The sequence below is a fragment of the Microbacterium sp. P5_B6 genome, assembly GCF_056400345.1.
The window spans coordinates 480,994-495,693 of the sequence record NZ_JBFULL010000002.1; the positions used below are offsets into that span (position 1 = coordinate 480,994).

The 14,700-nt window shown below is 69.3% G+C and carries 10 protein-coding genes; all 10 read right to left on the reverse strand.

The features are described 5' to 3' along the window. Positions 1–23: 23 nt before the first annotated feature. Positions 24–920 (reverse strand): guanylate kinase, encoded by an 897-nt coding sequence (gmk, locus tag AC1DP3_RS04000; protein ID WP_477291502.1) that lies wholly within the window; start codon positions 918–920, stop codon positions 24–26. After that, entirely contained in the window at positions 913–1,773 is an 861-nt protein-coding gene (gene pyrF / locus AC1DP3_RS04005) for an orotidine-5'-phosphate decarboxylase (RefSeq protein WP_477291504.1), read from the reverse strand. Before pyrF ends, gmk begins: the two co-directional genes overlap by 8 nt. Next, positions 1,770–5,057: a carbamoyl-phosphate synthase large subunit gene (carB, locus tag AC1DP3_RS04010; protein ID WP_477291506.1), complete on the reverse strand. Its 3,288-nt coding sequence runs from the start codon at positions 5,055–5,057 to the stop codon at positions 1,770–1,772. Before carB ends, pyrF begins: the two co-directional genes overlap by 4 nt. Beyond that, positions 5,057–6,301, reverse strand: a complete 1,245-nt coding sequence (gene carA, locus AC1DP3_RS04015) for a glutamine-hydrolyzing carbamoyl-phosphate synthase small subunit (protein WP_477291508.1) — start codon at positions 6,299–6,301, stop codon at positions 5,057–5,059. The genes carB and carA overlap by 1 nt, the downstream gene beginning before the upstream one ends. Further along, positions 6,298–6,807 (reverse strand): PH-like domain-containing protein, encoded by a 510-nt coding sequence (locus tag AC1DP3_RS04020; protein ID WP_477291510.1) that lies wholly within the window; start codon positions 6,805–6,807, stop codon positions 6,298–6,300. The genes carA and AC1DP3_RS04020 overlap by 4 nt, the downstream gene beginning before the upstream one ends. Next, positions 6,804–8,114, reverse strand: a complete 1,311-nt coding sequence (locus AC1DP3_RS04025; protein WP_477291512.1) for a dihydroorotase — start codon at positions 8,112–8,114, stop codon at positions 6,804–6,806. The genes AC1DP3_RS04020 and AC1DP3_RS04025 overlap by 4 nt, the downstream gene beginning before the upstream one ends. Then, positions 8,111–9,070 carry an aspartate carbamoyltransferase catalytic subunit gene (locus AC1DP3_RS04030; RefSeq protein WP_477291514.1) on the reverse strand — a complete coding sequence of 320 codons (960 nt, stop codon included), beginning with the start codon at positions 9,068–9,070 and terminating at the stop codon, positions 8,111–8,113. Before AC1DP3_RS04030 ends, AC1DP3_RS04025 begins: the two co-directional genes overlap by 4 nt. Then, on the reverse strand, positions 9,067–9,597 hold the full coding sequence (pyrR, locus tag AC1DP3_RS04035; protein ID WP_477291516.1) for a bifunctional pyr operon transcriptional regulator/uracil phosphoribosyltransferase PyrR: 531 nt from the start codon (positions 9,595–9,597) through the stop codon (positions 9,067–9,069). Before pyrR ends, AC1DP3_RS04030 begins: the two co-directional genes overlap by 4 nt. Positions 9,598–9,788: 191 nt before the next feature. Continuing rightward, positions 9,789–11,357 carry a Rieske 2Fe-2S domain-containing protein gene (locus AC1DP3_RS04040; protein WP_477291517.1) on the reverse strand — a complete coding sequence of 523 codons (1,569 nt, stop codon included), beginning with the start codon at positions 11,355–11,357 and terminating at the stop codon, positions 9,789–9,791. A 79-nt stretch (positions 11,358–11,436) separates the two neighbouring features. Further along, the gene (locus AC1DP3_RS04045; protein ID WP_477291519.1) at positions 11,437–14,697 is read right to left on the reverse strand and encodes a DEAD/DEAH box helicase; all 3,261 of its coding nucleotides are present in this window, start codon (positions 14,695–14,697) and stop codon (positions 11,437–11,439) included. Positions 14,698–14,700 lie beyond the last annotated feature (3 nt).

Genomic DNA, 14,700 nt, shown 5'->3' on the forward strand with positions numbered 1-14,700 from the left:
TGACGCATGCCCAAACAGACAGTCTACCGCGTGAGGCCGACGACCTCTTCGGCGGCGCGGTCGACGTCATCGTTCACGACGCTGAAATCGAACTCGTGCTGCGCGGCGAGCTCGACCTTCGCGGTGCGCAGGCGCCGCGCACGCTCCTCGGCTTCCTCTGTGCCGCGCCCCACGAGGCGCTGGACGAGCTCGTCCCAGCTGGGAGGCAGGAGGAACACGAGAGTTGCCGACGGCTCGGCCGCGCGCACCTGCCGGGCTCCTTGGAGGTCGATCTCGAGCAGCACGGTCCTGCCTTCGGCAAGAGCACCCTCGATCGGCTTCCTCGGCGTCCCGTAGCGGAAGCGATTGTGCACCGTGGCGTACTCGAGCAGCTCGCCCGAGGCGATGAGACGGTCGAACTCCGCGTCGTCGACGAAGTAATAGTGCTCCTCGTCGGTCTCGCCTGGCCGCGGTGCGCGTGTCGTCGCCGACACCGAGAGGTGGATCTCGGGGTGCGTCTCGGCGATCCGTGCCGCGACGGTGCCCTTGCCGACGGCTGTCGGACCCGCGAGCACGACGAGCCGGCTGCGTCCGGCGCGGGGCCTGATCTCGGGCCACCGCTCGTCGAGGTAGGCCTCGATCGCACGTCGCTGACGTGCGCCCAGCCCGCCGAGGCGCTTGACCGGCGAGATGCCCAACTGCTCCAGGATGCGGTCGCGCTTGCCCTCACCGATCGCCGGGATGCTCGTCAGGAACTCCGTGACCCGCATCGTGCCGGCCGGCGATGCGGGGTCGGCGAACGCGCGTCGCACGAGCTCCTGGGGCGTGATGACGCGCATCGCCACGTCCTTCTTCAGCGAGGCCCGCGCACGCCGCGCCTCGACCGCCCGGCGGGATGCCGCAGCTCGGTCGACTTCGGGAGGGTGCTGTGCGTCAGCCATGTGATTCCTCTCGGTACAGCGCGGAGCGCTCCCGGATGCGCGCCACGAGGCCGTCCGGGCCGGCCGTGAGGACGCTTCGGCTCTCGGAGGCGATGACGTTCCCAGCGACCCCTCCGAAGAGTGCGGTCAGATCCTCAGGCGCCGCGCCCTGTGCTCCGAACCCGGGCGCGAGAATGGGCGCCCCGCGGAGCACGTCGTCGGTCAGCCCGAACTCCATGCGGTCCACGGTCGCGCCGATCACGAGGCCGATCGGACCCAGTCCTCCCTCGAAGGCCGCGGAGCCGTTGACCCAGGAGATGTCGCGCGCGACCCGCGACGCCACCGTCTCGCCATCGGCGGCCGCGACATCCGTCGTCTGGGCGGTCTGGAGGGCTGCAGCCTCGGGGTTGCTCGTCGCGGCGAGGACGAACACGCCCTTGCCGTGGCGGACCGCGAGCGTCAGCGTTCCCCGAAGCGACTCGGGGCCGAGGTAGGGGCTCACGGTGACGGCATCCGCCTCGAGGGACGACCCCGCGGCGAGCCATGCCTCGGCATAGGCGTCCATGGTCGAGCCGATGTCGCCTCGCTTGGCATCGGCGATGACGACGAGTCCCGCAGCCCGCCCCGCCGCCATGACATCCTCCAGCGCCGCGAACCCGGCCGAGCCGAAGCGCTCGAAGAAGGCGACCTGAGGCTTGACGATCCCGACACGACCTGCGGCGGCGTCGATCACTCGCAGCCCGAACTCACGCAGACCCGCGCCGGAGGCATCCAGACCCCACTCGTGAAGCAGGTGCGCGTGGGGGTCGATGCCGACGCACAGCGGCCCGAACTCGGCGACGGCGGCGGACAGCCGCTCCGGGAACCCCGTCACAGGCGCGCTGCCCGCTCGATGGCGTACTCCTGCAGGCTCTTGACGTCGAAGCCCTCGCGCAGCACCGGCAGCGCGCTGACGGCGGCACCGAGAACCGCCATCGTCGTGAACAGGGCCTTGTCGGCGGCGACCGCCGCCGCGCGGATCTCGTAGCCGTCCGCGCGCGCAGCGCCTCCGCTCGGGGTGTTGACGATCATGTCGATCTCACCGGCGTTGATGAGGTCCACGATGTTCTGCTCGCCGGAGACCTGCGTCTCGGAGTACTTGCTCACCACGCGCACCCGGATGCCGTTGCGCGCGAGGATCTCCGCGGTGCCCTCTGTCGCGACGAGCGTGTAGCCGAGCTCCTGCAGGCGGTGGGCCGGCAGGATGACGGCGCGCTTGTCGTCGTCGGCCACCGAGATGAAGACCGTCCCCTCGAGCGGCATGCCGCCGTACGCGGCCTGCTGGCTCTTGGCGAAGGCGGTCGGGAAGTCCCGGTCGATGCCCATGACCTCGCCGGTCGAGCGCATCTCGGGCCCGAGGACCGAGTCGACCATGAGGCCGTCCTTCGTGCGGAACCGCTTGAACGGCAGGACGGCCTCCTTGACGGAGACCGGCGCATCCAGCGGCACGCGGGATCCGTCGATCTCGGGAAGGAGCCCTTCGGCCTTCAACGCGGCGATCGTGGCGCCGGTCATGATGCGCGCCGCCGCCTTCGCGAGCGGGATGCCGAGCGCCTTCGAGACGAACGGCACCGTGCGCGACGCCCGCGGGTTCGCCTCGATCACATAGAGCACGCCGGCACTCACGGCGAACTGGACGTTCAGCAGGCCTCGCACGCCCACGCCCTCGGCGATCGCCCTGGTGGCCTCGCGGACCCGGTCGATCTCGGTGCGCCCGAGCGAGATGGGCGGCAGGGTGCAGCTCGAATCGCCGGAGTGGATGCCGGCCTCTTCGAGGTGCTCCATGACACCGCCGATGTACAGCTCGTCCCCGTCGTAGAGTGCGTCGACGTCGATCTCGACGGCGTCGTCGAGGAACCGGTCGACCAGGAGCGGCTTGCCCGGCTCGACGATCACCTCTCCCGCCGTGCGGACGAAGTAGTCGCGGAGGCTGTCGGTGTCGTACACGATCTCCATGCCGCGGCCGCCGAGCACGAAGCTCGGCCGAACGAGGACGGGGTACCCGATGTCCTCCGCCACCGCCACGGCCCCCTCGACGTCCGTGGCCGTGCCGTGCCGGGGAGCGATCAGACCCGCGGTGTCGAGGATCTCGCTGAACAGCTGGCGCTCCTCCGCGAGGTCGATCGCACTCGGGCTCGTGCCGAGGATGCGGTACCCGGCGTCCTCGATGCCCTTCGCGAGCCCGAGGGGCGTCTGGCCGCCGAGCTGGCAGATGACACCGAGGATCTCGCCGGACTGCGCCTCGGCGTGGAGCACCTCGAGGACGTCCTCGAGCGTCAGCGGCTCGAAGTACAGGCGGTCGCTGGTGTCGTAGTCCGTGGAGACGGTCTCCGGATTGCAGTTGACCATGACGGTCTCGTAGCCCGCTTCGGACAGCGCGAAGGACGCGTGCACGCACGAATAGTCGAACTCCACCCCCTGCCCGATGCGGTTGGGACCCGAGCCGATGATGACGACCTTGGTGCGCTCGGACGGCGTGACCTCGGTCTCGAAGTCGTAGCTCGAGTAGTGGTACGGCGTCAGCGCGGGGAACTCCCCCGCGCACGTGTCGACCGTCTTGAAGACGGGACGGATGCCGAGCCCGTGGCGGACCCCGCGCACCTCCGCTTCGCTGTCGCCGCGGAGCTGAGCGATCTGGGCGTCGCTGAAGCCGTGATCCTTCGCGGCGCGCAGGGTCGCGGCATCCAACTCCCCCGCCTGACGGACGAACTCGGCCACCTCGTTGATGAGGACGATCTGGTCGAGGAACCACGGGTCGATCGCCGTCGCCTCGAACGCCTGCGCGACGGTGGCTCCCTTGCGCAGCGCCTGCTGGACCACGATGATCCGGCCGTCGGTGGGCGTCCGCGCGACGTCGAGGAGCTCGTCGACGGAGTGAGGCTCGTCGCCCCAGTGGAAGCTCGAGCCGCGCTTCTCGAGCGAGCGGAGCGCCTTCTGCAGCGCTGTCGCGTAGTTGCGCCCGATGGCCATGGCCTCGCCGACCGACTTCATGGTCGTCGTCAGGGTCGTGTCGGCGGCCGGGAACTTCTCGAAGTTGAACCGCGGGACCTTCACCACGACGTAGTCGAGCGTCGGCTCGAAGCTCGCCGGTGTCACCTTGGTGATGTCGTTCGGGATCTCGTCGAGGCGGTAGCCGATGGCGAGCTTGGCCGCGATCTTCGCAATGGGGAAGCCGGTCGCCTTCGATGCGAGCGCCGACGAGCGGGAGACGCGCGGGTTCATCTCGATGACGATGATCCGGCCGGTGGCCGGGTCGACCGCGAACTGGATGTTGCAGCCACCCGTGTCGACGCCGACGGCGCGGATGATGTCGATGCCGATGTCGCGGAGCTTCTGGTACTCCCGGTCGGTGAGCGTCAGCGCCGGCGCGACCGTGATCGAGTCGCCCGTGTGCACGCCGACGGGATCGACGTTCTCGATCGAGCAGACGACCACGGTGTTGTCGGCCGTGTCGCGCATGAGCTCGAGCTCGTACTCCTTCCACCCGAGGATCGACTCCTCGAGCAGCACCTCACTGGTCGGCGAGTCGTGCAGGCCGGCACCGCCGATGCGGCGGAGGTCGGCCTCGTCGTACGCGAAGCCCGAGCCGAGGCCTCCCATCGTGAACGAGGGACGGACGACGAGCGGGTAGCCGAGCTTCTCGGCACCCTCGATCAGGTCGTCCATCGAGTGGCAGATGACGGATGCTGCGACATCCGCCCCCGCATCCAGCACGAGCTGCTTGAAGATCTGGCGGTCTTCGCCCTTGTTGATCGCCTCGAAGTTCGCGCCGATGAGCTCGATGTCGTACTTCTCGAGGATCCCGTTGTTGTGCAGGTCGATCGCGGCGTTGAGCGCCGTCTGGCCGCCGAGCGTCGGGAGGATGGCGTCGGGCCGCTCCTTGGCGATGATCGTCTCGATCACCTGCCAGGAGATGGGCTCGATGTAGGTGGCGTCGGCGAAGTCCGGGTCGGTCATGATCGTCGCCGGGTTGGAGTTGACGAGGATGACGCGCACACCCTCTTCGCGCAGCACGCGGCACGCCTGGGTGCCCGAATAGTCGAACTCGCAGGCCTGGCCGATGACGATCGGACCCGACCCGATGACGAGGACGCTCTTGATGTCTTCGCGCTTTGGCATCAGTTGTTCTCTCCGTGTCCCGATTCCTCGGCTGCATGTCCCGAATTCTGCGGCTTCGACCCGCCCTCGGCGGTCGAAAGTGGGACACGACCGCCCTGCCGAGCATCGAGGTTCGCGACGACGAGGTCGCGGAAGCGGTCGAACAGATAGTTGGCGTCGTGGGGTCCGGCGGCGGCCTCGGGGTGGTACTGCACCGAGAACGCAGGGATGTCGAGGGCGCGGAGGCCTTCGACGACCTGGTCGTTGAGGCCGACGTGGCTCACCTCGATGCGGCCGTAGCCGTTCGGGCTGTCGAAGGCGCCGTCGAGCGGAGCGTCGACCGCGAAGCCGTGGTTGTGCGCCGTGATCTCGACGCGACCGGTCGACTTGTCGAGGACGGGCTGGTTGATGCCGCGGTGACCGAAGGGCAGCTTGTAGGTGCCGAGGCCGAGAGCGCGTCCGAGCAGCTGGTTTCCGAAGCAGATGCCGAAGAAGGGCAGGCCGTCGTCGAGCACACCGCGGAGGACCTCGACGTGGTCGTCCGATGCCGCCGGGTCGCCGGGGCCGTTGGAGTAGAAGACGGCGACCGGGTCGATGGCCCGGATGTCGTCGATCGAGACGTCCTGCGGCAGCACGTGGACGTCGAAGCCCCGGGCAGCGAGGTTGTCGACGGTCGCCTGCTTGACCCCGAGGTCGAGCACGGCGAGGTTGCCGATCCGCTCACCGGTCGCACGGGTCACCTCGGCCGCCTGCACCGAGACCTGTGCCGAGAGGTTCTGGCCGGCCATCGCGGGAGCCTCGAGCACGAGTCGCAGCTGCTCCTCGTCGTCGATGCCCGCCGCCTCGCCGGAGAAGATCCCGCCGCGCATGCTCCCCGCCGAGCGGATGTGGCGCGTCACTGCCCGCGTGTCGATGCCGCTGATGCCGATCACGCCGTCGCTTACGAGGGCGTCGTCGAGCGACTCGTCCGCGCGCCAGTTGGAGACCACGCGGGAGGGGTCGCGCACGATGTAGCCCGACACCCAGATGCGGCGGGACTCGGGGTCCTCGCCGTTCATGCCGGTGTTTCCGATGTGGGGCGCGGTCTGCAGGACGATCTGTCCGGCGTATGACGGGTCGGTCAGCGTCTCCTGGTAGCCGGTCATGCCGGTCGAGAAGACGACTTCGCCGAAGGTGATGCCGTGGGCGCCGTAGGCGCGGCCGATGTGTCGGGTGCCGTCTTCGAGGACGAGGACGGCGGGGTCGGCCTGGAACAGGGAGGTCATGCGTCGTTTCCTGTCGTGGTCGGAGTGAGGAGGTCGGTGATCGCATCGGCCACGGCGCGGGCCGAGGCATCCTGCGGTCGGAAGAAGGAGTCGACGACGGTGCCGTCGTCAGTGCGCCAGTCGATGCGCACGAGGCCGCCGGGTTCCACGACCCGGTCGATCGCGACGGTCGCCTGCTCGGCCGCTTCGAGGCGGTCCAGCGCCAGGAACAGCCGCGGCTGACCGGTCAGGTCCACGGCGACGCCTGCGCTCGTGAGCGTCAGATCGGCCCGCGACCGGAAGGCGAGTCCCTTGATGGCGAGGCGCTCCAGCGGCTCTGCGTGCTTGGTCGTGGCGACGTAGAGAACGCCGAAGGATGCCAGTACGGCGGCTCCGGCCGGCGCCTCCCCCACGGGTGCGGTGGTTGCGCTGTCCCTGCGCGTGCGCCGGAGCCAGGCCCACACGAGGGAGAAGAGCAGAGCGCCCGCGAGGCTGATCATGGTCAGCACCGCGCCGTCGCGGGTCATGCCCGCACCCCCGGCGTGTCGAGGACCAGACCCTCGGCGACCGTGGGCCGGCCGCGGTGGAGCGTCCAGCGCACCTCACCGGGCAGCTCACGGCCGAGGTAGGGCGAATTGAGGCTTCGTCCCGCGAGGTCGTCGGTCGAGAATGAGCGCACGGGCGACGGGTCGTAGAAGGTGACGGATGCCGCGTGCCCGGCGCTGATCGGCGTGCCGTGCCCGGCGAGCCGGCCGATGCGCGCGGGCGTTCGCGCCATGATCCGCGCGACGTCGGCCCACACGATGAGGCCGGTGTCGACCATCGCCTGCTGGACGACACGCAGGGCGCTCTCGAGGCCGACCATCCCGTTCGCCGCGGCCTGCCACTCGCACGCCTTCGCTTCGTCGGGATGCGGTGCGTGGTCGGTGGCGACGATGTCGATCGTGCCGTCGGCGAGGCCCTCGCGCACGGCGTGCACATCCTCCTCGCGGCGCAGCGGCGGGTTGACCTTGAACCGCGCGTCGTAGCCGCGGGCCAGCTCATCGGTCAGCAGCAGGTGGTGCGGGGTCACCTCGGCGGTGACGTTGACGCCCCGCTTCTTGGCCCAGCGGATGATGTCGACCGATCCCGCGGTGGAGAGGTGGCAGACATGCAGCCGCGATCCGACGTGCTCAGCCAGCAGGACGTCGCGGGCGATGATCGACTCCTCCGCGACCGCGGGCCAGCCCGCCAGGCCGAGTTCGGCCGACACGCTGCCCTCGTTCATCTGCGCGCCCTCGGTGAGGCGGGGGTCCTGCGCGTGCTGGGCGATGACACCGTCGAACGCCTTCACGTACTCGAGTGCCCGGCGCATGATCAGCGGATCCCAGACACAGAAGCCGTCGTCGCTGAAGACCCGGACGCGGGCGCGCGAGTCGGCCATCGCGCCGAGCTCGGCGAGTCGCTCGCCCTTCTGCCCCACGGTCACGGCGCCGATCGGCTGAACCGTCACGTATCCCGCTGCTTCGCCGAGGGCGAGCTCCTGCTCAACGACTCCGGCCGTGTCGGCGACGGGAGAGGTGTTCGGCATGGCGAAGACGGCTGTATAGCCTCCGGCCGCAGCAGCGCGGGAGCCGGTGAGGATCGTCTCGGATGCCTCGTACCCGGGTTCGCGCAGGTGCGTGTGCAGGTCCACGAGGCCCGGCAGAGCGATGAGCCCGTCGACGTCGACCACCGTTGCGCCTGCACGGGTCAGCCCCGAACCGACCTCGGCGATGAGGCCGTCCTCGATCACCAGGTCTGCGGCCTCGCCGCCCTCGAGACGCGCGCCGCGGAAGAGAAGCACCTCAGTCACCGTTCTCCCCTTTCATCGGTCGCGCCCGCAAGCAGCAGGTAGAGCACCGCCATGCGCACCGAGACGCCATTGGTCACCTGGTCGAGCACGGTGGAGCGTGGCGAATCGGCGGCGACGGCGGAGATCTCCAGGCCACGGTTCATCGGGCCCGGGTGCATGACCATGCTACCGGTGCCGAGGGCGGCGAGCCGCGTCGCGTCAAGCCCCCAGCGCCGGGAATACTCCCGTTCAGTGGGGAAATATGCCGCGTTCATGCGCTCGAGCTGGATGCGCAGCATCATGAGCGCGTCGCAGCCCTCCTCGATCGCCTCGTCCAGGTCGTAGAGAACACGGGCGGGCCAGGCGGAGACGTCCTGCGGCACGAGCGTCGGCGGTGCGACGAGCGTGACCTCTGCGCCCAGGGTGTGGAGCAGCCAGACGTTCGATCGCGCGACCCGCGAGTGCAGGATGTCGCCGACGATCGTGACGCGGCGCCCGTCCAGGTCACGGCCGCGGCTGTCGTCCCCGAAGGTGCGCTTGCGGATCGTGTAGGCGTCCAGCAGGGCCTGGGTCGGGTGCTCGTGGGTGCCGTCGCCGGCATTGACGACACCGGCCGTGATCCATCCGCTCGTCGCGAGGGTCCGAGGCGCACCGGAGGCTCCGTGGCGGATGACGACAGCATCCGCCCCCATCGCCTGAAGGGTCTGCGCGGTGTCCTGCAGGGATTCGCCCTTGGAGACGCTCGACCCCTTCGCCGAGAAGTTGATGACGTCCGCTGAGAGCCGCTTGGCGGCGGCCTCGAACGAGATGCGCGTGCGGGTCGAGTCCTCGAAGAAGAGGTTCACGACCGTCTTGCCCCGCAGCGTCGGAAGCTTCTTGACTTCGCGGCGCTGGGTGCCTGCCATGTCCTCTGCGACATCGAGGATGCGGAGGGCCTCCTCGCGGGCGAGGGTCTTGGTGTCGAGCAGGTGCCTCATGACTCGATCGTCACCTCCTCGGCGCCGTCGACTTCCGCCAGGCGCACATTGACGCGCTCCTCGCGTGCGCTGGGCAGGTTCTTGCCGACGAAATCCGGACGGATGGGCAGCTCGCGGTGCCCGCGGTCGACGAGGGCCGCCAGGCGCACGGCCGCGGGACGTCCGATGTCCTGCAGGGCGTCGAGTGCCGCTCGGATGCTGCGCCCCGAAAACAGCACATCATCGACGAGCACGACGGTCTTGCCGTCGATGCCCCCCGGGGGGATGTCGGTCCGCTGGGGCGCGCGCGTCGGATTGCGGTGCAGGTCGTCGCGGTACATCGTGACGTCGAGAGCACCGACCGGAACGGGCTCACCCCCGAATTCGGCGACGAGCGCGGCGACACGGCGGGCGAGGGCGACGCCTCGAGTGGGGATGCCGAGGATGACCAGATTGTGGGGGCCCTTGTTCGACTCCAGGATCTCGTGGGAGATCCGAGTCAGTGCCCGGGCGATGTCGGCCTCGTGCAGCACGGTTCGCGTGCTCATCCGCCGCTCCCTTCTCCGCCTCACAGGACGGGGTTAAAGGTTGCTTTGTGGTGCTTCCACCCTACCCGACCCGCGCGAGCTCTCCGCGAGGCGGGGGATCGTGCCGAGACAGGTGCGCCGGATGCCCTGTCTCGGCGATAAACCCTGTCTCGGCGACCCCCGAGCGGGCGTCGCCGCCGGGGCGGGTCGGGTCAGGCGGCGGGCGCGGCCCGGAGCGCGTCGTCGTCGACCTGTGACGCCCGGATCGGGTGGCCCTGACTGGTGAGGCACTTGCCGCTCGCGAGATCCCACTTCCAGTCGTGCAGAGAGCACGTGAGGACGCCGTCCTCGATCTTGCCCGTCTTCGTGAGGTCTGCCCGGAGGTGCGGACAGCGGCGCTGCACCATCCACTCGCCCAGCTGCGCATCCTCGGTCTGGTCGGTCTGCTCGGCGTACCAGTTCTCGACGTACTCGATGCGGTCGCGGGACAGGCACTTGAGGAAGGTCGTCAGGAACTCGTTGAACTTGCCGCTGCGGCCGACCTGGAACTGCATCGACAGGAAGATCGAGTTCGACCAGTCGATCTCCTGGTCGGCGATGTTGGTCGAGACGAGGTCGGCGGGAATCGTGTACCAGTAGATGCACTCCTCGCCGGCGTACTCCCGCACCTTGGCCTTCGGGAAGTCCACGACCATGTCGAGGTCTCCGATACGGAAGCGGACGTTCCCGCCGACGCCGTTGCGGATCGTGCGTGCACGGCGCAGCAGCGGCTCCCACCACTCCTTGATCGCCGCGAGCATCTCGTCGGGCGGCAGGACGGCCGCGCGGGATGCCTCCTCCGCCCGAACCTCGTCCTGTCGGGTGTCGCGCTGCTCGGCCAGATACGACCACTTGTCGTCGAAGACACGATCGATCTCGGCATCCGTGTACAGGGTCTGCGTGACCCTCAGCTCGCCGTGCTCCAGCTCGACGACCGTGCCCGGCAGGAACTCGTACCCCTTCTGCTCGGGCCGCTGGTCGCGCATGTGCGCCAGGAACTCGCGCTGATCCGTGAAGATCGAGTCGCCCTCGACGCCCTGCCCGTTGTAGCGGAACAGCTCTTCGCGGAGGAACATCGGGGGCCCCGCCATGGGGAAGACGTGCTCGGCATCCACCTTCTCGATGTAGTACATCGCCCGCTTGTTCTGGGCGTCGCGCTTGAGCTTGGCGAAGTTCTGCTTGGCGTCCTGCGGCAGGTCGTAGACCATCGGCCACCATATGGCTCCCGACACCTGCGTGAAGTACGCCTCGGGCTTCGAGAACGAGAGCAGCTTCTCGAGGTCGAGCGGATGCGAGTCGTTCTGGTTCAGGATGCTGGCAGTCCCGTCGTCGACGCTCAGCGAGGAGTCGCCGATCGGGCCGTCGCTCGGCGCGCGCAGCGGCGTCACCATGAGCGTGAGATCGCCGAACTGCAGCGGAACACCTGCCTGCGTATAGACGATGTTGTCGTAGCCGAGCGTGCGCAGATCGCTCTCGAGGTCGTCTGTCGGATAGTCCGGAAGCAGGACCTTGATGTCCTTCGGCACGTAGCGGTGCATGAGCGCCGGGTCGAAGTGGTCGCGGTGGCGGTGCGAGACGTACAGGAAGTCGGCCTTGCCGAAGCGCTCCCAGTCGAGCCCCCGGTTATCGGGGAACGGGAACCAGGAGCCGAAGAACGTCGGTCCGATGACCGGGTCGCAGAGGATGCTCCCTCCGGCCGTCTCGATGAACATTCCGGCGTGGCCGAGGCCAGTGATCCGCATGCGAGCCCTCCCGTTTCGAACTACACGAGTCTAGGCGAGGGCTCCCGCGAGGACGGGCCGACCGGCCGCTCCCGGGGCTTCAGCTCTCGAACAGGCCCCGGATGTCATCTGCCGTCAGGGTGGACGCGAAGACCGCCTCGTCGTCCATGACTGCCGCGAAAAGCCGCGCCTTTCGCCGCTGGAGCGCCAGCACCTTCTCTTCGATGGTGCCCGCGGAGATGAGCCGGTAGACCATGACGCTCCGCTGCTGGCCGATGCGGTGAGCGCGGTCGACCGCCTGGGATTCGGCAGCCGGGTTCCACCAGGGGTCGAGCAGGAAGACGTAGTCGGCCTCGGTCAGCGTCAGTCCGAACCCGCCGGCTTTGAGGCTGATGAGGAAGACCGGCGCATCGCCCTCCCGGAACGATGAGACCACCTCGCCACGGCGTCGCGTGCTCCCGTCCAGTCGCACGTGGGCGATGCGGTGAGCGTCCAGTCGTTCCTCGACGAGATCGAGGAACGAGGTGAACTGGCTGAACACGAGCACGCGGTGCCCCTCCGCGACCACTTCGTCCAGGTGCTCCAGGAGCGCGTCCAGCTTGCTGGGGACGATCTGCGCATGATCGTCGTCGACGAGTCCCGGTGCGAGGGCGAGCATCCGCAGCAGGGTCAGCGAGCGAAAGACGATGAAGCGGTTGCGGTCCAGGTCGTCGAGGAGCCCCAGCACCTTCTGCCGCTCGCGCTGCAGCGCCATGTCGTATGCCGCACGGTGTGCGGGGCTGAGCTCGACCCGCACCTCCTGCTCCTGCTTGGGCGGCAGGTCCCGGGCGACGAGCTCCTTCGTCCGGCGCAGCAGGACCGGGCGGATGCGCCGGCGGAGCCGTGCGAGCCGCGCCTCACGGAAGGCGCCGCCGTCCTGGTTCTCGGGCACCTTGCCCTTCTCGATCGGCTGCACATACTCCTCACGGAATCTGCGGGCGGAGGCGAACAGTCCTGGTGCCACAAGCGACAGGATCGACTGGAGCTCGCTGAGGCTGTTCTCCAGCGGCGTTCCCGTCACGGCATACGTGACGTCAGCGGTGAGCTGCTTCACGGCGGCGTGCAGCGCGGTCTGCGCGTTCTTGACGAACTGGGCTTCGTCCAGGATGACGCCGGCCCAGCGGATCGATGCGAACTCCTGCGCTTCGAGCCGGAGGATCGTGTAGGTGGTCACGACGATGTCGGCGGATGCCGCGGCATCCGTCGCCGTCGAACGTCCCCGTGCGGCCGTCGCGCCGACCACCGCGACCCGAAGATCGGGCGTGAAGCGCGCGGCCTCGCTCTGCCAGGTCGACATGACCGAGGTCGGGGCGATCACGAGGAAGGGGCGCCGCTCCCCCGTCTCACGCGCGTGAGCGACGAGCGCGAGCAGCTGCAGGGTCTTGCCGAGACCCATGTCGTCAGCCAGCACGCCGCCGAGCCGGTGCCGCCACAGGAACGCGAGCCAAGCGAATCCCTCGCGCTGGTACGGGCGGAGATCGGCCCGAAGCAGCTGCGGAAGAGGAGTCGACTCGACCCGCTCCACGTCTCGCAGTCCTTCTGCCGCCGCACGCCACGACACCGCGGGCAGGCTCTCGTCGGCGAGGTCCTCGAAGTCCGCCCACAGCGCCGCCTGATAGCGGCTGATCCGTGGACCGGTCTCCCACTCGCGCAGCTCGGCGGCCTCCTGGATGAGATCGCGGAGCCGCTGCAAGGAGGGATGCCCCAGCGAGAAGTAGCCGCCGTCCGCGAGCAGAACCTTCTTGCGGCCCTTCGCCAGTGCGGTGAAAAGAGTCGAGAACGGGATCGTCCTCCCGTCGATCGTGACGATCACGCCGAGGTCGAACCAGTCCGGGTCGGTGGTCTCGACCGTGCTGACGGTGACGCGCGGATCGCCCGACAGCTCGCGATAGTCCGGCCGGGTGCCCCGGCAGACGATCCTGACGTCCTCGAGCGCCTCCAAGGCGGGCAGTGTCTCGGCGCCGAATGCCGCCGCATCGAGACCGGTGAGACTCCCGCTCGGCGTGAAGGGGATCGGTGCCGACTCCGCCCACAGCGACTCCACCGCAGAGCGGACGGCGTCCTCGACCGAGGCATCGTGATCGAGGCTGTCGCCCCGGTACGGCAGCGGACCGAGGCCGTCGTAGTCCCACGCGAAGTCGAAGTCGATGCGATGGCCGGGTGCGAAGCCCACGTTCAGGACGAGCCTCGGACGCGCCGGTTCCGGGAGGGCGACGCCGATCGCCTCGACCTGCGTCCTCCGAACGATCCGGACGAGCTGCTCCGCGATGAACTCCCGCTCGTCCTCAGGTGGGACGGTGAGCGGCTCGGCGGCCGAGAGCAGCGCATGAACGGGCCCGGTGAGCACGGCGGGCGCGAGCACGAGCACGATCCGCTCCCGCTCGACCCTGAAGGAGTAAAGGCCGGACCGGCCGACCGCTCGCACAGTGGCGGCATCCCGAAGCTCGCCGCCGATCCGCACGGCCGGTGTGAGCTGCAGTCCGTCGCCCGTCCGTTCGATCCGCAGAGCCGCACTCGCTTCGGCCGCGAGTGACACCTCTTGGGTCCGCTTCGTCGGGATGATCGGGATGCCGAGGCTCGCCGCCCGCGCCAGGTGCGGCCACAGCAGGCTCGAGGCGATGTCGTCGAGCGTGAGCCACTCCGAGGCGTCGGACAGGCCGCCGAACACGGTCAGGTCGCGACCGATGCTGTGCAGTTCGACGAGCCATCGCGCCTGCGCGGAGTCGTAGCCGTGGCTCGGCCGGCGGACGGAGTCCCAGGACGCCTCGCCCTTGATCCACGCCTCGGTCCGGGCGCTGCGCTCGAGCGGACGCAGGCCGACCTGCACGCCATGCCCGGACTTCGCCAGCCCGCGCGGGGTGGCCGTCTCCGCTCTCAGGGGCGACCATTCCGACGGGGAGCGGCGCGCCCGCTGCCGAAGTTCGACGCCGAGAGCGAGCTTCGTCCGGACCGGTCCGGGACTCGGGTCGTCGAGCACGGCGCGCCAGGAGCTCTCCACTGCGGTGCCGACCTCCCGCTGCGCCCGCCGATTGCTCTCGAGCATCGTGGCGACGAGGTGCTTGCACTCCGACTGCACCGGGCAGGTGCATGATGCCGAGACCACCGGGCGATCGATCCGGCGCGGATCGAGGCGGATGACGCATCGGTACCGATGCGCGGCACTGCCGTCCACCACGGACCGGAGGACTCCCTCGCCCGGATCCCACGTGAGGGACCGCACTGCGCCGGCCTGGAAGTAGTCCAGTCCGCGCGCGTACGAGCCCTCGTCTGCCCGGCCGCGGATGTGCTCGACCGCGACGAAGGGAGGACTCACACCACCCATGAT